Raw genomic sequence first — 17,169 nt, forward strand, 5'->3', positions numbered from 1 at the left:
GCGGATGAGGGGCGGCGCCGACTTCGGCGATGATCGCACCCATAGGCGCTGCGGCTGAACGGACAATCTCGCAAACTTGGCGCTGCCCCTCATTGCCCTGCCGGGCATTTCTCCCCGTATAGTGACGGGGAGAAAGGGGCTGTCGCTAACGCCTCATCACGCCTTGCCGGGAATGGTCCTGATCACCGTGCCCCACGGATCCTCCCTGGACGTCTCGCCGGCCACGTTGTCCGAGCGCATCTCGACCCAGGCGAGACCCGAACGGGCCGGATCGCGGCGGCCGGAGCCGGCGCTGCGCCAGGCATTGGCGCCGATGTGGTGGTGGTAGCCGCCCGACGACAGGAAGACGGCCTGGCCGCCGTATTTCGCCACCGTGTCGAAGCCGAACTCGTCATGCCAGTAGGCTTCGGCATCTTCCGGTCGGCCGACGCGCAGATGCACATGGCCGACGATGGTGTTTTCCGGAGCGCCCTGCCAGCCGGCATCGCCTGCCGGCACGCTGGCAACGACGGCGGGAAGGTTCAGACGCTCGGTCGCCATGGCGATCTTGTCGCCGTCCCATTTCCAGTCCTGCGGGCTACGGTCGGCGTAGATCTCGATGCCGTTACCCTCGGGGTCGGTCATATAGAGCGCTTCACTGACCAGATGGTCCGACGCGCCCTCGATGGCGATCCGGTTGGCCGCGGCGTGGTTGATCCAGCGGCCGAGATCCGCACGACTGGGCAGCAGGAAGGCGGTGTGGAACAGGCCGGCGCTGCGCGGATCGTCGGGCTTTGCCGCGGCATCGGGCTCGAGCACCAGCAGCGGCCGGTTGGCGGCGCCGAGCGTGATCACGCCATCGGCGCGGCTCAATTCCTGCAGGCCGACAACGGCGCGGTAATAGGCGGCGAGCCCTTCGGCATCGCGCGCCTTCAGGCCGACGCGCGACACGCTGACCGGCGTGGTCCCGGCAAAAGGCAATTCACTCATCATCGTCTCCGTTCGGGCGCCCGCCGAAACTCCCAAAGCCAGGAGCCCCACGCCGCCGATCATCCTACGTCGTGTCAGCCCCGAAATCCGGTCCTTCACGGCCATCTTGTCCTTGCCACAAATCGTCGATCTCGATCGTTCACACAAGAGAGCAAGGAGCGAACATGGTGTTCACTAAATTGATCGTGACCGTCGTTCGGCACGGTTGCGCGAAAGGGCGGCGCTCGCTACATGCGCGCCATGAAAGTCAAGGACGCAGATATCCTCATCGTGCCGGGCTACACCAATTCCGGCCCCGAACACTGGCAGACCCGCTGGCAGTCGAAACTGTCGACGGCGCGCCGGGTCGAGCAGGCGGAGTGGTCGAAGCCGGTACGCGAGGACTGGACCGCGAATGTGGCCAGGGCGGTCAACGAGGCCGAGCGGCCCGTGGTGCTCGTGGCGCATTCGCTTGGCGTGGCGGCGGCGGTACAGGCCATCCCGCAGTTCCAAAGGCCGGTGGCCGGCGCCTTCTTCGTTGCGCCGCCCGACGTCGCCAATCCGGAGATCAGGCCGCGGCACCTGATGACCTTCGGCCCCTATTCGCGCGAGCCGCTGCCCTTTCCGTCGATCGTGATCGCCAGCCGCAACGACCCGTTCTGCGCCTTCGACGTCGCCGAGGATATTGCCGGCGCCTGGGGCTCGCTGTTCATCGATGCCGGGGATGCCGGCCACCTCAACGCGGATTCCGGCTTCGGCCCCTGGCCTGAAGGCTCGATGACCTTCGCCAAGTTCCTGACGGAATTAAGGGAACCCTGAGCTGTAGCCGCTCGGTGGCGCTCAGGATCCGATGGAATCGCGCATGCTCTTCAGCAGGGTCTTGGCGCCCAACGAAATCAGCGTGTGGTCCGAGCCCATGGCGAGCAGCCGGTAGCCCATCGCCACGACGCGACCGGCAACCGCCGGCTCGATGACGTAGATGGCGGCGTGCTTGCCGGCCTTGCGCGTGCGCTCGGCGATCGAGGCTACCGTCTCCATCATGCTTTCCAGCGTCGAATTGACGGTGGTGCCGTTCGACCAGGCGATCGAGAAATCCGACGGGCCGACGAAAATGCCGTCGATGCCGGGTGTCTCAATGATGCCGTCCAGCGCCTCGAACGCCGCCCGCGTCTCAACCATCGCAAACGCCATGGTGCGCTGGTTGGTGTCGCGCAGCCATTCGGCATGATCGCCCCTGCCGTGGCGCGGAAAGGCATAGGTCGGCCCCCAGGACCGCTCGCCGACCGGTGGATATTTCATCGCGGCGGCGAATAGCCTGGCGTCGGCCACGGAGTTCACCATCGGCGCGATCACCGCCTCGGCGCCGAAATCGAGCGCCCGGCTCGCCATGTCGAAGCGGCCGACCGGAATGCGAACCAGCGCCGGCTTGTTGGCGGCCAGCACCGGCACCAGGCCGCGCAGCACGCTGTCCTCGTGATGGCCGCCATGCTGCATGTCGAGCGTGACGGCGTCGAAGCCCTGCTTGGCGATGATCTCCACCGTGAGCGCATCCGGCACTCCGGACCATGCGGTGAACAGCGTTTCATCCGCCGCCAGGCGTGACTTCAGGGACATCGGCTCTTCCTCGTTACCTCGTTAACAATCGCAGTTTCAGCCGGAAACGACGACAAAGGCAAAGAAAAACCGCCCGGCTGTGACGGGCGGTCGATTGGTCCAGTCAGAGCATGACGCCGAAAAGCGTGAAGCGCGTTTCGGGCAACACCATGCTTATAGGATCAGGTGTTCTTGATCTGCTCGATCGCCTCGGCCATCAGTTCGTCCATGGTGCGGCGGATCTGATGGTCGGACTGGGCAACGCCGGCGTCGTCGAAATCCTTGCGGATCTTGCGGAAAACGTCGTGGTCGCCGGCTTCCTCGATGTCGGCGACGACCACCTGCTTGGCATAGGCCTCGGCATCGTCGCCGGATTTGCCGAGCTTCTCGGCGGCCCACAGGCCGAGCGCCTTGTTGCGGCGGGCAGAGGCCTTGAAGCGAAGCTCCTCGTCGAAGACGAATTTGCGCTCGAAGCCCTCTTCGCGGTCTTTCATGCTGCTCATGGCATCCCTCCGGTCAAATCCGATTCGCTTAGGCGTAAATCATGTGTGTTCCCGAAGCACAAACCAAAAGGCCGCGGGCCGGTCAATATGCTACATCACTTGCTGCGCTGCGGCATTTCATTCCCGAAAGCGGTTGATTCGAAGGATTTGCCGATTGAGCAAACAATGCGATTGGGATAGACACCGGCATTGAACACCGCCGTTGCCATACTAATTTAGGCAGACGGACAGGAACTGGTCGTTTGCCGCCTGCCCGGAAATCCAGAGAAAAAATCAGATGAAAAATCGCCGCCGCATTTATGAAGGCAAGGCCAAGATCCTCTATGAGGGACCTGAGCCGGGGACGCTGATCCAGTTTTTCAAGGACGATGCGACCGCCTTCAACAAGAAGAAGCATGAAGTGGTCGATGGCAAGGGCGTGCTCAACAACCGCATTTCCGAGCACATCTTCAACCATTTGAATCGCATGGGCATTCCGACCCATTTCATCCGCCGGCTCAACATGCGCGAGCAGCTGATCAAGGAAGTCGAGATCATTCCGCTCGAAGTGGTGGTGCGCAACGTCGCCGCCGGCTCGCTCTCGAAACGCCTCGGCATCGAGGAAGGCACGGTGCTGCCGCGCTCGATCATCGAATTCTACTACAAGGCCGACGCGCTCGACGACCCGATGGTGTCGGAAGAGCACATCACCGCCTTCGGCTGGGCGAGCCCGCAGGAGATCGACGACGTGATGGCGCTGGCCATCCGCGTCAACGACTTCCTCTCCGGCCTGTTCATGGGCGTCGGCATCCAGCTCGTCGACTTCAAGATCGAGTGCGGCCGCCTGTTCGAGGGCGACATGATGCGCATCGTCGTCGCCGACGAGATCTCGCCCGACTCCTGCCGGCTGTGGGACGTGGCCACCCAGGACAAGCTCGACAAGGACCGTTTCCGCCGCGACATGGGCGGCCTGGTCGAGGCCTATCAGGAAGTCGCCCGCCGCCTCGGCATCATGAACGAGAACGAGCCGCCGCGTCCCACGGGTCCGGTGCTCGTCGCGTCGTCCGAGCCGCCCAAGGGCATGAAGCACTAACTGCCAAACCGGGCTTGCCGGTAACGGCGAGCCCGGCGCCAGCCTTACTGATTTCTCAGGAGTATCGATGAAAGCCCGTATCACCGTCACCCTCAAGAACGGCGTGCTCGACCCGCAGGGCAAGGCGATCGAGCATGCGCTGTCCGGGTTGGGTTTCGATGGGGTCGGATCGGTGCGCCAGGGCAAGGTGTTCGACGTCGAACTGGCCGGGACCGACAAGGCCAAGGCCGAAGCCGATCTCAAGGCCATGTGCGACAAGCTTCTGGCGAACACGGTGATTGAGAACTACGCGGTGGAGATCGCCTGACAATGAAATCAGCCGTCGTCCTTCTGCCTGGCCTCAACCGCGACCGCGACATGATCGCGGCGCTGACCAAGATTTCCGGACAGGCGCCGGCAACCGTTTGGCAGACCGACACCGAAATCCCCGACGTCGACCTGATCGCCATTCCCGGCGGCTTCTCCTTCGGCGACTATCTGCGCTGCGGGGCGATCGCGGCGCGCATGCCGGTGATGCGGGCGGTGGCAGAAAAAGCGGCCAAGGGCGTGATGGTAATCGGCGTCTGCAACGGCTTCCAGATCCTGGTCGAGGCCGGCCTGCTGCCCGGTGCGCTGATGCGCAATGCCTCGCTGAAATTCGTCTGCCGGCAGGTGAAGCTCGAGATCGCCAACGCCAACACCATGTTCACCCGCCGCTATCAGCCGGGGCAGATCATCCGCTCGCCGGTGGCACATCACGACGGCAACTATTTCGCCGACGCCGAGACGCTCGCCCGCCTCGAGGGCGAGGGACAGGTGGTGTTCCGCTATGCCGAAGGCACTAATCCCAACGGCTCGATCAACGACATTGCCGGCATCATCAGCGAGAAGGGCAATGTGCTCGGCCTGATGCCGCACCCGGAAAACCTGATCGAGGCGGCGCATGGCGGCAGCGACGGCCGCGCGCTTTTCGAAGGCGCCCTCGGCATCGCCGCTTGATTATCTTCTAGGACATTCCTTTCGGAACGCGGGGGCGGCCTGACCATGAGACTGACGATTGTTCGCCTTGCTCTCCTGGCTGCCGCCGGGCTTGCGCTCGCCTCCTGCCAGTCGAGCCCGAAGAACACGCCGGCGCCCTCGGGCAAGAGCGCCTCGCTGCTCGCCATGGAGCAGGTGGCGATATCGGCGCACAAATGCTGGATCGCCAGCAAGGATCCGGCCTTCAAGCCCTACCAGATGGCCAATGAGCTGAATTCGTTCAGCGGCACGCCGCGCTTCCTGCTGGTGCCGGCCAAGCATTATGGCGGCAAGCCGCTGCTGGTTGTGCAGGCGCAAGGCAATTCCAGCCGCGTCGATGTGTTCGGCCCGCTGATGGCTGACCCGCTCGGCGCGCGCATCGGCTCCGATATCGCCCGCTGGCAGGCGGGCAACCCGTCCTGCGCCGCCGCCGCCTGAGGCGATGGGCCGATTCCTGCAGAAGGCGGGACTGGCCGTCGGCCTGATCGGGCTCCGTCCTGCAGGCTAGCATCACCATCCCGGCGTCGATGCAAGCCGGCCGCAGCTTCCTCGGCTCGGTCGTCTTCCTGTTCAGCTTCTTCACCATCCTGACCAATATCGGGGCGGTGCTGGTGCACACGTCGCTGCTGTCGCCGTCAGGCTATGCGTGGTTCCCGGCCTTTGCCGGATCGCGGCTGCGGGCGGGCGTGGCGGTGGCGATCAGCCTCGTCTTCATCGTCTATGCGACGGTGCTGGCGCGGCTGTGGCAGCCGCAAGGACTGTTCCTGCTCTGCGATATGCTGCTGCACTATGTGACGCCGGCGCTGTTCGTGCTGTGGTGGCTCATCGCCGGCGCCGACGGCACCACGCGCTGGCGCGACATCTCCTGGTGGATGGTCTACCCGCTCGCCTATCTGGCCTGTGTGCTGCTGCGGGCGCCGATCGCCGGCGAAGTCCCCTACCCGTTTCTCAGCGTGGAGAAGAACGGCGCGGCCAGCGTCGCCGTTTCGGCGCTGGCCACAACCGGACTGTTTCTGCTCTTGTGCGTCATCGCCGTCGTCGCCGATCATTGGGTTGCCCGGCTGCGGAAATAGTGTTCGGCGCCATCCGAATCCTTCGAGGGCGTGAACTCAATCCCAGAACGGCCGGAGGCCTTCGCGATGCGCATCGCAGCGCGATACGCCGATATCCTTGAGCTGCTCGTCCGTCATCTCCAACAAGGCCAGGCGGCCGCGGCGGCGATCCAGCATCCGGTCAATCTGCCTCATGACGGAGCCGAGCACAAATACGAGGCGATCCACGAAGCCATTGCGAGCCCGTGACTTCGTGCGCCCATCCAATCCGGTGCCGATGTAATGAATTGTGTCGGTTGTATCCATCTTCGTTCTACCTTGCCTCGATTGTATCCTATCAATCGCAGACTTCATATGGATTGACTCATCGTGCGGCACAATATAGAAAATTGTCACCATGACAAATTGGCTTCCAGACCTCTCTTCCGGCTCAGGCCCGCTGTATCAGCGTCTTGCTGACAGCATTGAATCAGATATCGACAAGGGCATCATTGATGTCGGTGCAAAACTGCCACCGCAGCGTGACCTCGCTTATGACATCGGCGCCACCGTCGGTACGGTCGGCCGCGCCTACCAGTTGCTGCGCGAACGCGGCCTGGTCAGCGGCGAGGTCGGACGCGGAACCTATGTGCTTGCGCAGCGCGCCGAGAACCCGAAGGTCGAGCTGGAACCTGCCGCGCAAGGAACGCGCCCCTTCGATGCACCGAGCGGCAAGCTGCGCTTCGACAGCACCGCAGCGCCCGATGTCGGCCAAGGCGCAATCATTGCCGAAATTCTGGCCCGCACGGCTGAGGACCATCCCCACGACATTTCGAGCTACACGAGGGATTTTCCCGGGCGCTGGTACGAGGCGGGAAGCCGCTGGCTGTCGCGCAATTCCTTCCGCCCTTCGCCCGATTCAATCGTGCCGACGCTTGGCACTCATGCGGCGGTGATGGCGGCGATCGCGGCGCTCACCATGCCTGGCGACTACGTCGTCTTTGAGCATCTCACCTATTCGCAGATTTCGCGCAGCGCCGGCCTGATCGGGCGTCGAACGGCACTGGTTGCGACCGACAATGAAGGCGTCGACCCCGAGGACTTCGAACGCGTTTGCGCGCAGAAGCATCCCAAGGTGATGTTCCTGATGCCCACCGCGAAGAACCCGACCTTGGTGACGATGCCAGCGGAGCGGCGGCAGGCGATCGCGCAGATCGCGCGCGAATACAATGTGGCGCTAATCGAGGACGACCTTTACGGCGACCTGACCGACGATCCAACGCCGTTGCTGGCCGAATATGCCCCCGAGCGCACAATTGTCGCCGGAGGCCTGTCGAAATCGGTTGCCGCCGGCGTGCGCGGCGGCTGGCTTTCCTGCCCGCCAGCCTATCGCCATCGCATCCGCGTCGCGCACAAGATGATGACCGGCGGCCTGCCCTTCCTGCTGGCCGAGGTCGGCACCAGGCTGGTGATGTCCGGCCAGGCCGGCGATATCCGCAAGCGCTGCATCGCCGAGATCCAGGCGCGCATCGCCATCGTGCGCGAGACGCTTGAAGGCTTCGACTTCGAGGCGAGAGACAATGTCCCCTTCGTCTGGCTGACCTTGCCGGACCCGTGGCTCTCCGGCACGTTCAAGAATGCCTGCCTGGCGCAGGGCGTGCTCATCGACGATGAGGACGAATTCAAGGCAGGCCGCTCCGAACAGGTCTTCCATGGCGTGCGCTTCGGCGTCTCACAACCGCGGCAGGACAAGGATGTCGCCGGTGGCGTCGCGGTGATCCGGCGCCTGCTCGATGAAGGCCGCGCCGGCTACGACAGTTTTTCCTGAGCTCGGCCACGCCTGATCCCGCAGCCTCCGCCACCTTGTGGCTTTCCGCCGTTTTTCGTCAATCTATGGGGTGTATCGGCCTCAAGCTTGCGATAAGAGGGGACTCGAATTCCCCTCTCCCACGGATAAAAATCGCCGCCCATGACCATCTCCAATTCCGTGCCGATCACCCCGGAACTCATTGCCGCGCACGGGCTGAAGCCCGACGAATATCAGCGCATCCTCGATCTGGTCGGGCGCGAGCCGAGCTTCACCGAACTCGGCATCTTCTCGGCGATGTGGAACGAGCATTGCTCGTATAAATCCTCGAAGAAGTGGCTGCGTACCCTGCCGACGACCGGACCGCAGGTGATCCAGGGACCGGGCGAAAATGCCGGCGTGGTCGACATCGGCGACGGCGACTGCGTCGTCTTCAAGATGGAGAGCCACAACCATCCTTCCTATATCGAGCCGTATCAGGGCGCTGCGACCGGCGTCGGCGGCATATTGCGCGACGTCTTCACCATGGGCGCAAGGCCGGTGGCGGCGATGAACGCGCTGCGCTTCGGCGCGCCGGACCATCCCAAGACCCGGCACCTGGTGGCCGGCGTCGTTTCCGGCGTGGGCGGCTATGGCAATTCGTTCGGCGTGCCGACGGTCGGCGGCGAAGTCAATTTCGATCCTCGCTACAACGGCAACATCCTGGTCAATGCCTTCGCAGCCGGGCTTGCCAAGACGGATGCCATCTTCCTGTCCGAGGCCAAGGGCGTCGGCCTGCCGGTCGTCTATCTCGGCGCCAAGACCGGGCGCGACGGCGTCGGCGGCGCCACCATGGCCTCGGCCGAATTCGACGACAAGATCGAGGAGAAACGGCCGACCGTGCAGGTCGGCGACCCCTTCACCGAAAAATGCCTGCTGGAAGCCTGCCTGGAGTTGATGGCGTCCGGCGCGGTCATCGCCATCCAGGACATGGGTGCCGCCGGCCTGACCTGCTCGGCCGTCGAGATGGGCGCCAAGGGCGATCTCGGCATCGAGCTCGATCTCGACAGGGTGCCGGTGCGCGAGGAGCGCATGAGCGCCTATGAGATGATGCTGTCGGAAAGCCAGGAGCGCATGCTGATGGTGCTGCGCCCCGAGAAAGAGAAAGAGGCCGAGGCGATCTTCCACAAATGGGGTCTCGACTTCGCCATCGTCGGCAAGACCACGGACGATCTGCGCTTTCGCGTCATCCACCAGGGCGACGAGGTCGCCAATCTGCCGATCAAGGATCTCGGCGACCAGGCGCCGGAATATGACCGGCCCTGGGTCGAAGCGAAGAAGCCGGCGCCGCTCGCCGCAAACGATGCGCCCAAGGCGGATGTCGCCGACGCCTTGCTCAAGCTGCTGGGCGGGCCGGACCTCTCCTCGCGCCGCTGGGTGTGGGAGCAATACGACACGCTGATCCAGGGCAATTCGCTGCAGCTTCCCGGCGGCGACGCCGGCGTGGTGCGCGTCGAGGGCCACGCAACCAAGGCGCTCGCCTTCTCATCGGACGTGACGCCGCGCTATTGCGAGGCCGATCCCTATGAGGGCGGCAAGCAGGCGGTGGCCGAATGCTGGCGCAATCTGACGGCTACCGGCGCCTTGCCGCTCGCGGCCACCGACAACCTCAATTTCGGCAATCCGGAACGGCCGGAGATCATGGGCCAGCTGGTCGGGGCGGTGAAAGGCATTGGCGATGCCTGCCGCGCGCTCGGCTTCCCGATCGTTTCCGGCAATGTCTCGCTCTACAACGAAACCAATGGCCGCGGCATCCTGCCGACGCCGACCATCGGTGGCGTCGGGCTGATCACCGACTGGTCGAAGATGGCGCGCATCGGCTTTGCCGGAGAAGGCCAGATGATCGTGCTGGTCGGCGCGCCGGCGACCTGGGGCAGCCATCTCGGCCAGTCCGTCTATATGCGCGACATCCACGGCCGCAGCGACGGCCCGCCGCCGCCTGTCGACCTCGAGCATGAAAAGCGCGTCGGCGACCATGTCCGCGCGCTGATCGCCTCCGGCGTCGTCACCGCCGCGCACGACCTTTCCGATGGCGGCCTTGCCGTGGCGCTGGCCGAAATGGCGATGGCGTCGGGCATCGGCGCCACCATCCCGGGCCTCGTCGGCACCGATCCGATCCCGGTGTTCTTCGGCGAGGACCAGGGCCGCTATCTTCTGACGCTGTCGATCGATCCGCAAAGCAAGGAATGGGACGCCATTCGCGAGGGACAGAGTAAGCTCGGCATCTTCGCGCCCTGGATCGGCTCGACCGGCGGCCGCGATCTGAAACTCGGCGAGGCCCGGGCGATCCCCGTGAGCGAATTGACCGCCGCCCACGAATCCTGGTTTCCTCGCTTCATGGCAAACGAGGTCGTGGACCCATAATATTATGCTCGGGATGGCGTTCTGGTCGCCTTTGGAGTGGTGCATCCGCCGTCCCGGCCATATCTATGAGCTCAGTACCTGATAGGGAAAACCCGCATGGCAATGGACGCGCACGACATCGAACGGCTGATCAAGGAAGGCATTCCGGACGCCAAGGTGACGATCCGCGACCTGGCCGGCGACGGCGATCACTACGCCGCTGAAGTGGTGGCCGAGAGTTTTCGCGGCAAAAGCCGCGTCCAGCAGCACCAGATGGTCTATGACGCGCTGAAGGGCAATATGGGCGGCGTGCTGCACGCGCTCGCCCTGCAGACCAGCGTTCCGGACTGAGTCCCCTCAGATCTTCACCAGCATCGCCGTCACGTACATGAAGCCGATGCCGGCGGCCAGTCCGGCCATTGCGCCCGGCGCAAGCAGTGCGCGTGTGCCGTCGGCGCGCTGGCGAAGCTGCATCGACACGAGCTCGACGATCACCTGCAGGATCGCTCCGGCGCCGACCGCCAGCGCCAACGCCGACCATTGCGGCGCATAGGCGAGGCTGCCGATCCACAGGCCGATGACAGCGGGGCCGCCGGCCAGCAGCGTCAGCGCGGCAAAGGTCCTGAGCGGCGGGCGCTGCTTCAGGATCGGGGCGGCGATGCCGATACCCTCGGTGATGTTGTGCAGGGTGAAGCCCAGCACCAGGAAGGTGCCAAGCCCCGCCGCGCCCGACGCGAAGGCAGCGCCGATCGCCAGCCCTTCACCGAGATTGTGCAGGCCGATGCCGAGCGCGATGAAGGTGGCGAGCGCCAGACCGGTCGGCGCCCCGCTTCGCCGGCCCGCCGCCATCAACAGCAGGAAGCTGACGGCGGCGGCAAGCACGATCATGGTCGGCCCCTGGAACAGGGCAGCGGCTTCGCCGGCAAGTTCGAACGCGTCCTCCAGAGCATCGACAAACAGGAACGCGAGCAGGCCGACGGTCAGCGACAGGAGGAAATCCATGCCGCTGCGTCCGACGCCGCGCAGCGCGGGGTAGAACATCAAGCCGATCGCCACGGGCAGGATGCCGACAAAAGCGCCGAGCACCGCCTGCGCGACAAGGCTGAGCGAATCGCGCGTTGGGGTCGGGACGGCCACAGCGATCTCGTGTGTGAATGTGGTGCCGGTGCTGGTCACGACGTTGACCGCATGCGCCTCCCCCAGCACCCAGGGATATGGCAGGGCGATCCATGCCGTCGAGCCGCGCGCGATTGGGCCCGGCGGATCCTGCGTGAACTGCCAATAGGCATCGTCGACCTGGACCTGAGCGATCCTCATCGGTTCCGACCCGCCGGCGCGGACGAGGATTCGAATGCCATCGTTTCCAAGGATTGTCCGCTCGAAGGTGATGTTCTCGACTGGCGGCGCGCCGTTGCGGAAGCTCGACAGCGGATCCGAAGAGACCAGCCATGCGATGGCCAGCCCGAGCACGGCGAGCGGCAGCGCGATCCAGAGCAGATAGGCCCAGGCTGGTCGCGCTGCACGCGTATCGGCGGAAGGCTGGCTCGTATCGGTCACGACAGAGCCTCCACGACGTCGAACATGCCTGACCAGCCGAGCTCGGTGAATTCCGACTGGTGGGGGTGGAACATATAGAGGCCCGGCTCGTGCTCGCGGAAGTGGAACTCGAGGATGCCGCGCTCGGCCTGGCACTGGGTGATCAGATCGACGGTCTTCAGCGTCGGGGTGAGCGTCGTGCCCTGATTGTAGTAGTCGAAGAAATTGGCGTGCAGGTGGAAGGAGTTGATCGGGTCGAACTCGACGACATTGATGAGATAGATGCGGACAGGCTTATCCTTCAGCACCCCGATCGGCTTCTTCGCGTAGGCGTGGGCGACCGTGTTGACGGCGTAGACCTCGTTCTCGTTGTCGAAATTGGTGTCGAAGGCGTTCATGACCATCACGAACTCCTGCCAGCCGGCATTCTCAGGCGTGCCGAGCAGGCGCGAGCGGGCGACCGCGTCGTGTTCCGGATGACGGGCCGGGTCGGGATCGATGACGAAAGCGCCGTACATGCCCTTCTGGATATGCCGCTTCAACGGCAGCGCGTGGCAGTGATAGAGGTGACAGCCGAACGGCCTGGCATCGAACTCGTAGACGAACTCCTCACCCGGTCCGATCAGGCCGGCGCCCGGGACACCGTCCATGCGCGCGGCATGGATGCCGTGGAAATGCATCGAATGCGGATGCGAGCCCTGGTTGCGGAAGACGATCCGCAGCCGCTCGCCTTCGGTCGCGCGCAGCGAAGGTCCCGGCACCCGGCCATTATAGGTCCAGGCTGGAAACATGATGCCCGGCGCGATCTCGATCTCCTTGTCTTCCGCCGTGACTTCGAACGTGCGAAGCGTGCGCCCGTCCGGCAGCGTCGATACCGTCCCGGTCTCCCAATCGTTGACCAGCTTCACCGGGTCGAAGCCGTTTCGGGCGTCGTCGACCTCGCCGACCGTGATCATCGCTCCATGAGCGGACAGATGCGCCGGCTGGCCTTCGGCAGCAGCTGCCGCCGGCATCTCGTGACCGGCATGGCTTGTCTGCCCGCGCGCCGCGCTCGCCACCACCGCCGTGCCGCCTGCAGCCGCGAGGCCACCGGCCAGAAGCAACCTTCGATCGAACTTGCGCTCCAGCAGGGATTTCGTCTCGCTCATGCCAGCATCCTCCATATCGCGGGGAGCATAGCGGATGCTTCAAGATTTAGCTATAGCTATATTGTTGTGGCCGCTGCTTTGGCGGAGGAGACAAGCTCACGGCTTCTTGGGGGTTACTGCGCCGTCTTCCTGGCCGACACCGCGATGATCGGGCCAGCAGGGTATTTTCCGCCGACGATCATCCTGTCGCCGTCCGACAGCGCCGAGACCACGCCGTCGAGGAACAGCGCGTTGCGACAGGAAAGCCCGTCGCGGAACAGCCGCGCGAAGCTGCCGAGGCTGACTTCCGAGCGCGAGATCGCCAGCACGACGGTACCGCCATCGCGCACGCCAACCCCGTTGCGGACATAGCGCGAGGTGCCGTTCTGGTCGAAGCGAGGATGCAGCGCGCCGTCGATCACCAGCATCGGGCCCGACTGCGTGGCAAAGACGGAATCGGGTTTGGCGCCGGCATAGGCGCTGCTTTCCATCACCGCGGCCTTGCCGTCCCTGCCGATCAGAAACACGCCGTTCGGCTTCAGGAAGAAATTGCCCTTGGCGTCGGCAAGGTTGAGCGGCGCTCTTTCGCTGCCATCCTCGACAAGCAGCCCAACCGGCGTCAGGTCCTCGTGGTACATGCCGCCATTCATGGCAAGCAGGACTGGCCGCCCCAGCCCCTTCATCGCCTTGTCGAACATCTCCAGCGAGCCGTAGGGTTTGCCTTCAGCGCCGGCGTGGAAGAGGCCGACGTCATAGGAGTTGAGATCGATCTCGCAGACGACATAGGGGACCGCCTCGAAGCTCAAATCCCGGCACGGAGCGGGCAGTCCGCCGATGACGAGCGGCGGGCGTTCCCGCGGCCTCAGCCAAAGGGCCGCGGCCAGGGCGACGAGCAGGACGCCGATCAGGATCGTCGCGAGATGGCGCTTTTTCATTACGCTCCGGGAGGATTGGCAGCTAGGGACTTGGTGCAGCGTCAGGCCATCTTTTGCGCCATTTCGGCGCCAGCAAGGCAAATACCTTGTTTCGGTCAACCTATGGGTTTATTTGATGGTTATGTTTCGAGCCTGACTCCCACAGGCGTGAAAGGATTATCCATGAGCGGTATCAACGACTACATCGACAGCGAAGTGAAGAGCAACGACGTGGTGCTCTTCATGAAGGGCACGCCCGGCTTCCCGCAGTGCGGCTTCTCCGGCCAGGTGGTTCAGATCCTCGACTATATCGGGGCCGACTACAAAGGCGTGAACGTGCTGACGTCGGCCGAACTGCGCCAGGGCATCAAGGAATATTCCAACTGGCCGACCATCCCGCAGCTCTACGTCAAGGGCGAGTTCGTCGGCGGTTGCGATATCGTGCGCGAGATGTTCCAGGCGGGCGAACTGCAGACGTTCCTCGTCGAAAAGGGCGTCAGCGTCAAAGGCGCTGCCTGACTGAACGCGCCTGCCGGCGCCTGAGCGCCGGCGCTGGCTTCCGGGGCCGCCCCCACCTCGGCACTTTGGTTCTCGATACCGGGAACGAGACGGATCGATGCGCCGGTCAACCGGCGCAGGTTCGTTTGGAAGATCGGATCTTGCGGTGGACAAGCAGGCAGTAGCGCAGCAATCGGCAACCAGTTTGCCCATTCCGCGCTGGGAATTCATCGCGCTCTGCGCGGCGCTGATGGCGCTCAATTCTTTGGCGATCGACATCATGCTGCCGGCGCTGCAGCAGATCGGCGCCTCGCTCGGTGTCGAAAATGAAAACCACCGGCAATATGTCATCACCGCCTACATTCTGGGTTTTGGCGGTGGCCAGCTCCTGTTCGGCCCGGTCTCCGACCGCTTCGGACGGCGCGCGCCGCTGGTTGTCGGGCTGGTGATCTATGTCCTGGCGGCGGGTGCCGCAGCCATCGCCCCGTCCTTCGCTACGCTGCTCGCCTGCCGGGTGGTGCAAGGCATCGGTGCGGCTGCCACGCGCGTCATCGCCGTCTCGATCGTGCGCGACACCTTCGAGGGCCGGCGCATGGCAGAGGTGATGTCGCTGATCTTCATGGTGTTCATGGCCATTCCCGTGGTGGCGCCCGGCATCGGCCAGTTCATCATGCTGTTCGCGACCTGGCACGTCATCTTCATCACCATGGCGGCGGGCGCGCTGATCGTATCGGCCTGGGCGCTGCTGCGTCTGCCCGAAACCCTGCATCCGGAATACCGCCGGCCGCTGACGGTGCACGCCATCGTCGGCGGGTTCCGCATCGTGCTCACCAACCGCATCGCGCTCTGCTATGCCTTTGCCAGCACCTTCATCTTCGGCGCCATGTTCGGCTTCATCAATTCGGCGCAGCAGATCTATCTCGACGTCTTCCACGTCGGCGAACTGTTCCCGCTGATCTTCGCCGGCGTCGCCGGCGTGCTCGCCTTCTCGAACTATCTCAACTCGCGTCTGGTCGGCCGCGTCGGCATGCGCCGGCTGTCGCAGGGCGCGCTGCTGCTCTTCCTGACCATCAGCCTGGCCTGGCTCGTCGTCTCGCTCGAAATGCAAATGCCGCTCTGGCTGTTCGTCGGCTTCTTCGCCCTCGCAATGCTTCCGTTTGGCGGGCTCGGCGCGAACTTCAACGCACTCGCCATGGAGCCGCTCGGGCAACTGGCCGGCACAGCCTCGTCGATACTCGGCTTCATGCAGACCTTCCTCGGCGGCATTCTCGGGACGCTGATCGGGCAGGCCTACAACGGCACGGTGACACCGCTCGCCGCCGGCTTCTGCAGCGTCTCGGTGGCGGCACTGCTGATGATCCTGCTGGCAGAGCGCGGCAGGTTGTTCCAGCCGCACAATCCGCCGGTCTGATGCGTGTTACCGACGCTTCCGAATTGCGCCCGCCCCTAGACTAGCTTGCACCTTCGACAGTTGCGGTGAAACGAGGGGCAAGCATCCGCCCCGCGACGGCTCCGCCCATGCTGTCTGAAAACGGCAGCGGCAGAGCCTCGTCGAGCGCCTTGAGGATGGACGTCACGAAAGCACGGTTCAGCGCTTGGTCGGTTCCCAGATCGGAATAGGTGGCGCGTGGCTTGCCGATGAGCGTGCCGTTCCGGCGAAGCGAGAACCGCAGTGTCAGGGACATGCCGGCAGTTCCAGCCGGTGGCTTCCAGCAGGCATAGATGGCGTCCGACATCTCCACCAGGGTGTCGATGGGATCGGAACTGTGACAAGGGCGGCGCTGCTGCGCCCCGGCTTCGCAGGGGGCCGCAACCACGGCGATGACCAGGGCTGCTGCGAGGATTGCCGACCAAGGTCTCATCAGCGGTTCTCCGGACTACGCGAAGCCTCCGGCACCCGCCGGCTTGGATCGGGCCGCGGCTCCTGCCCCTACTCCGCCCAAAGCTCGCGGCGCAGTTCCTGCCAGCTGTCCTTGTCGGGGGCGACCAGGATGCCGCCGTCGATATGCGAGGGCAGATAGGCGCTGCCGTCGATCCGCGCCGCGTAGCCACCCGCTTCCTGGTGGATCAGCACGCCGGCCAGGTGATCCCACGGCATCAGCTTGTTGTAGACGACGAAATGGGCGTGGCCGCTGGCGAGCAGCCGGTATTCGTGCGCCGCGCAACGATAGCCGAATTGCGACAGCGCCTTGGTCTGGTTGCGGGCGAGCCGAGAGCGCTCGGGTTCCGGCAGGTATTGCCAGGAGACGGCGCCCGTCATTTGCGAGATCGGCACGGCCGCCGCGACGCGCACCTTCTCCAGCGCGCCATGAGCGTGGCGGATGTGGCTGCCTGCGCCTTTGGCGCCGATCAGCCAGTCCTTGCCGACGGGGTCATGGATGATGCCGGCGACGGTCTCGCCCTTGACGACAACGCCCAGCATGACGCCGAACAGCGGCACGCCGGAGGCGAAGTTGAAGGTGCCGTCGACCGGATCGATGACAAAGGCGAGCTCGGCATCGCCGAGACCGCCGAGCAGCGCCGGATTGTCGGAGCAGGCTTCCTCGCCGACGATCATGGCCGAGGGATAGCGCTCGCGCAGCCTTGCCGTGATCACCCGCTCGGCATTGACGTCGGCCTCGGTCACCAGATCGGCGGCCGATGTCTTCTGGCGGACGTCGCCTTCGCCCAGCCGGCGAAAGCGCGGCATGATCTCGGCAATGGCCGCGTCGGAGAGGAGACCGGCAAGCCAGTCGATGGCGCTATCGTCAAATGTCATGGGG

At 64.6% G+C, this 17,169-nt stretch carries 19 protein-coding genes and 1 pseudogene; 11 read left to right on the forward strand and 9 right to left on the reverse strand.

Annotation, left to right across the window (positions count from 1 at the left end; translation table 11 throughout):
- Positions 1-156 precede the first annotated feature (156 nt).
- On the reverse strand, positions 157-969 hold the full coding sequence (locus EN857_RS23515) for a VOC family protein (protein ID WP_135859254.1): 813 nt from the start codon (positions 967-969) through the stop codon (positions 157-159).
- Between the two features lie 240 nt (positions 970-1,209).
- Here EN857_RS23515 and EN857_RS23520 point away from each other — a divergent pair, with 240 nt between their 5' ends.
- Positions 1,210-1,767 (forward strand): alpha/beta hydrolase, encoded by a 558-nt coding sequence (locus tag EN857_RS23520; protein WP_127282360.1) that lies wholly within the window; start codon positions 1,210-1,212, stop codon positions 1,765-1,767.
- Positions 1,768-1,788: 21 nt separating this feature from the next.
- Here the strand turns inward: EN857_RS23520 and EN857_RS23525 are convergent, their stop codons facing one another.
- Together EN857_RS23525 and EN857_RS23530 are read right to left on the reverse strand one after the other, a co-directional pair.
- Positions 1,789-2,562, reverse strand: a complete 774-nt coding sequence (locus tag EN857_RS23525) for an HpcH/HpaI aldolase/citrate lyase family protein (RefSeq protein WP_127392924.1) — start codon at positions 2,560-2,562, stop codon at positions 1,789-1,791.
- Between the two features lie 161 nt (positions 2,563-2,723).
- Entirely contained in the window at positions 2,724-3,044 is a 321-nt protein-coding gene (locus EN857_RS23530) for a DUF1476 domain-containing protein (protein ID WP_127282326.1), read from the reverse strand.
- Positions 3,045-3,321: 277 nt separating this feature from the next.
- Here EN857_RS23530 and purC point away from each other — a divergent pair, with 277 nt between their 5' ends.
- The 5 genes and pseudogenes from purC to EN857_RS23555 all read left to right on the forward strand — a co-directional run bounded on the left by purC (position 3,322) and on the right by EN857_RS23555 (position 6,185).
- On the forward strand, positions 3,322-4,116 hold the full coding sequence (gene purC / locus EN857_RS23535; protein WP_127282327.1) for a phosphoribosylaminoimidazolesuccinocarboxamide synthase: 795 nt from the start codon (positions 3,322-3,324) through the stop codon (positions 4,114-4,116).
- A gap of 67 nt (positions 4,117-4,183) precedes the next feature.
- A complete protein-coding gene (gene purS, locus EN857_RS23540) occupies positions 4,184-4,423 on the forward strand; it encodes a phosphoribosylformylglycinamidine synthase subunit PurS (protein WP_126054835.1) in 240 nt (79 codons plus the stop codon).
- 2 nt (positions 4,424-4,425) lie between these two features.
- Positions 4,426-5,094 (forward strand): phosphoribosylformylglycinamidine synthase subunit PurQ, encoded by a 669-nt coding sequence (gene purQ / locus EN857_RS23545; RefSeq protein ID WP_127392923.1) that lies wholly within the window; start codon positions 4,426-4,428, stop codon positions 5,092-5,094.
- A gap of 45 nt (positions 5,095-5,139) precedes the next feature.
- A complete protein-coding gene (locus tag EN857_RS23550) occupies positions 5,140-5,550 on the forward strand; it encodes a hypothetical protein (RefSeq protein WP_127392922.1) in 411 nt (136 codons plus the stop codon).
- A gap of 4 nt (positions 5,551-5,554) precedes the next feature.
- Positions 5,555-6,185: pseudogene (locus EN857_RS23555) on the forward strand (Pr6Pr family membrane protein).
- Positions 6,186-6,221: 36 nt separating this feature from the next.
- Here EN857_RS23555 and EN857_RS23560 read toward each other — a convergent pair.
- Entirely contained in the window at positions 6,222-6,470 is a 249-nt protein-coding gene (locus EN857_RS23560; protein ID WP_126054839.1) for a DUF1127 domain-containing protein, read from the reverse strand.
- A 91-nt stretch (positions 6,471-6,561) separates the two neighbouring features.
- Between EN857_RS23560 and EN857_RS23565 the strand changes: the two genes are divergently transcribed.
- The 3 genes from EN857_RS23565 to EN857_RS23575 all read left to right on the forward strand — a co-directional run bounded on the left by EN857_RS23565 (position 6,562) and on the right by EN857_RS23575 (position 10,683).
- Positions 6,562-7,971 (forward strand): PLP-dependent aminotransferase family protein, encoded by a 1,410-nt coding sequence (locus EN857_RS23565; RefSeq protein WP_127392921.1) that lies wholly within the window; start codon positions 6,562-6,564, stop codon positions 7,969-7,971.
- A gap of 141 nt (positions 7,972-8,112) precedes the next feature.
- Positions 8,113-10,353 carry a phosphoribosylformylglycinamidine synthase subunit PurL gene (gene purL, locus EN857_RS23570; protein ID WP_135859253.1) on the forward strand — a complete coding sequence of 747 codons (2,241 nt, stop codon included), beginning with the start codon at positions 8,113-8,115 and terminating at the stop codon, positions 10,351-10,353.
- 96 nt (positions 10,354-10,449) lie between these two features.
- On the forward strand, positions 10,450-10,683 hold the full coding sequence (locus EN857_RS23575; RefSeq protein ID WP_023674714.1) for a BolA family transcriptional regulator: 234 nt from the start codon (positions 10,450-10,452) through the stop codon (positions 10,681-10,683).
- Between the two features lie 6 nt (positions 10,684-10,689).
- Here the strand turns inward: EN857_RS23575 and EN857_RS23580 are convergent, their stop codons facing one another.
- From EN857_RS23580 to EN857_RS23590, 3 genes are all read right to left on the reverse strand, one after another.
- The gene (locus tag EN857_RS23580) at positions 10,690-11,889 is read right to left on the reverse strand and encodes a metal transporter (protein ID WP_128346688.1); all 1,200 of its coding nucleotides are present in this window, start codon (positions 11,887-11,889) and stop codon (positions 10,690-10,692) included.
- Positions 11,886-13,016, reverse strand: a complete 1,131-nt coding sequence (locus EN857_RS23585; RefSeq protein WP_127391995.1) for a multicopper oxidase domain-containing protein — start codon at positions 13,014-13,016, stop codon at positions 11,886-11,888. Before EN857_RS23585 ends, EN857_RS23580 begins: the two co-directional genes overlap by 4 nt.
- A 113-nt stretch (positions 13,017-13,129) precedes the next feature.
- Positions 13,130-13,930: a phosphodiester glycosidase family protein gene (locus tag EN857_RS23590; RefSeq protein WP_127391994.1), complete on the reverse strand. Its 801-nt coding sequence runs from the start codon at positions 13,928-13,930 to the stop codon at positions 13,130-13,132.
- Positions 13,931-14,092: 162 nt separating this feature from the next.
- Between EN857_RS23590 and grxD the strand changes: the two genes are divergently transcribed.
- Positions 14,093-14,428, forward strand: a complete 336-nt coding sequence (gene grxD / locus EN857_RS23595; RefSeq protein ID WP_127282336.1) for a Grx4 family monothiol glutaredoxin — start codon at positions 14,093-14,095, stop codon at positions 14,426-14,428.
- Positions 14,429-14,573: 145 nt separating this feature from the next.
- Positions 14,574-15,818 (forward strand): multidrug effflux MFS transporter, encoded by a 1,245-nt coding sequence (locus EN857_RS23600; RefSeq protein WP_127282337.1) that lies wholly within the window; start codon positions 14,574-14,576, stop codon positions 15,816-15,818.
- Between the two features lie 40 nt (positions 15,819-15,858).
- Here EN857_RS23600 and EN857_RS23605 read toward each other — a convergent pair whose 3' ends face one another.
- Positions 15,859-16,269: a hypothetical protein gene (locus EN857_RS23605; RefSeq protein ID WP_127282338.1), complete on the reverse strand. Its 411-nt coding sequence runs from the start codon at positions 16,267-16,269 to the stop codon at positions 15,859-15,861.
- Between the two features lie 68 nt (positions 16,270-16,337).
- Positions 16,338-17,165 (reverse strand): inositol monophosphatase family protein, encoded by an 828-nt coding sequence (locus EN857_RS23610; protein WP_127282339.1) that lies wholly within the window; start codon positions 17,163-17,165, stop codon positions 16,338-16,340.
- Between the last annotated feature and the right edge of the window lie 4 nt (positions 17,166-17,169).

It is taken from the genome of Mesorhizobium sp. M4B.F.Ca.ET.214.01.1.1, assembly GCF_004791545.1.
Lineage (GTDB): Bacteria > Pseudomonadota > Alphaproteobacteria > Rhizobiales > Rhizobiaceae > Mesorhizobium > Mesorhizobium abyssinicae.

Excerpts from the sequence above, each read along its gene's own strand:
- EN857_RS23520 (WP_127282360.1), top strand. The coding sequence starts at position 1,210 with ATGAAAGTCAAGGACGCAGATATCCTCATCGTGCCGGGCTACACCAAT.
- EN857_RS23550 (WP_127392922.1), top strand. The coding sequence starts at position 5,140 with ATGAGACTGACGATTGTTCGCCTTGCTCTCCTGGCTGCCGCCGGGCTT.
- EN857_RS23565 (WP_127392921.1), top strand. The coding sequence starts at position 6,562 with ATGACAAATTGGCTTCCAGACCTCTCTTCCGGCTCAGGCCCGCTGTAT.
- purL (WP_135859253.1), top strand. The coding sequence starts at position 8,113 with ATGACCATCTCCAATTCCGTGCCGATCACCCCGGAACTCATTGCCGCG.
- EN857_RS23530 (WP_127282326.1), bottom strand. The coding sequence starts at position 3,044 with ATGAGCAGCATGAAAGACCGCGAAGAGGGCTTCGAGCGCAAATTCGTC.
- EN857_RS23515 (WP_135859254.1), bottom strand. The coding sequence starts at position 969 with ATGAGTGAATTGCCTTTTGCCGGGACCACGCCGGTCAGCGTGTCGCGC.
- EN857_RS23605 (WP_127282338.1), bottom strand. The coding sequence starts at position 16,269 with ATGAGACCTTGGTCGGCAATCCTCGCAGCAGCCCTGGTCATCGCCGTG.
- EN857_RS23590 (WP_127391994.1), bottom strand. The coding sequence starts at position 13,930 with ATGAAAAAGCGCCATCTCGCGACGATCCTGATCGGCGTCCTGCTCGTC.
- EN857_RS23560 (WP_126054839.1), bottom strand. The coding sequence starts at position 6,470 with ATGGATACAACCGACACAATTCATTACATCGGCACCGGATTGGATGGG.
- EN857_RS23610 (WP_127282339.1), bottom strand. The coding sequence starts at position 17,165 with ATGACATTTGACGATAGCGCCATCGACTGGCTTGCCGGTCTCCTCTCC.
- EN857_RS23575 (WP_023674714.1), top strand. The coding sequence starts at position 10,450 with ATGGCAATGGACGCGCACGACATCGAACGGCTGATCAAGGAAGGCATT.
- purS (WP_126054835.1), top strand. The coding sequence starts at position 4,184 with ATGAAAGCCCGTATCACCGTCACCCTCAAGAACGGCGTGCTCGACCCG.
- purQ (WP_127392923.1), top strand. The coding sequence starts at position 4,426 with ATGAAATCAGCCGTCGTCCTTCTGCCTGGCCTCAACCGCGACCGCGAC.
- EN857_RS23525 (WP_127392924.1), bottom strand. The coding sequence starts at position 2,562 with ATGTCCCTGAAGTCACGCCTGGCGGCGGATGAAACGCTGTTCACCGCA.
- purC (WP_127282327.1), top strand. The coding sequence starts at position 3,322 with ATGAAAAATCGCCGCCGCATTTATGAAGGCAAGGCCAAGATCCTCTAT.
- EN857_RS23585 (WP_127391995.1), bottom strand. The coding sequence starts at position 13,016 with ATGAGCGAGACGAAATCCCTGCTGGAGCGCAAGTTCGATCGAAGGTTG.
- grxD (WP_127282336.1), top strand. The coding sequence starts at position 14,093 with ATGAGCGGTATCAACGACTACATCGACAGCGAAGTGAAGAGCAACGAC.